We start from the raw sequence: 633 nt of genomic DNA on the forward strand, positions 1-633 counted from the left end.
GTGCTGATGGACCCGGACAAGGCGCGCTTCACCCAGAAGACCGACGCCCGCAAGCTGGCCGAGGTGATCGAGGGCGCGGACGTGTTCCTGGGCCTGTCGGCCGGCGGCGTGCTCAAGCCCGAGATGGTTGCCAAGATGGGCCCGCGCCCGCTGATCCTGGCGCTGGCCAACCCGACGCCGGAAATCCTGCCGGAAGTGGCGCACGGCGTGCGTGACGACGTGGTGATGGCAACGGGCCGTTCGGACTACCCGAACCAGGTCAACAACGTGCTGTGCTTCCCGTACATCTTCCGCGGCGCGCTGGATGTGGGCGCCACGACGATCACCCGTGAAATGGAAAAGGCGGCGGTGTACGCCATCGCCGAGCTGGCCGAGGAGGAGCAGAACGAGGTGGTGGCCGCGGCTTACGGCACCTACGACATTTCGTTCGGTCCCGAGTACCTGATTCCCAAGCCGTTCGATCCGCGCCTGATCGTGCGCATCGCGCCGGCGGTGGCCAAGGCCGCCATGGAAGGCGGCGTGGCCACGCGTCCGCTGGCCGACCTGGAAGCCTACGAAGAGCAGTTGCAGCAGTTCGTGTACCACTCCGGCGCCTTCATGAAGCCGCTGTTCTCGGCCGCCAAGCGCATCGTG

At 67.0% G+C, this 633-nt stretch carries 1 protein-coding gene; it reads left to right on the top strand.

The window, feature by feature from the left end; translation table 11 throughout:
- A partial coding sequence (locus DK459_RS14040) for a malic enzyme-like NAD(P)-binding protein (protein ID WP_304529621.1) occupies positions 1 to 633 on the top strand: 633 nt, incomplete at both ends.

This window comes from Achromobacter sp. RW408 (genome assembly GCF_003184165.1).
Lineage (GTDB): Bacteria > Pseudomonadota > Gammaproteobacteria > Burkholderiales > Burkholderiaceae_B > Achromobacter > Achromobacter xylosoxidans.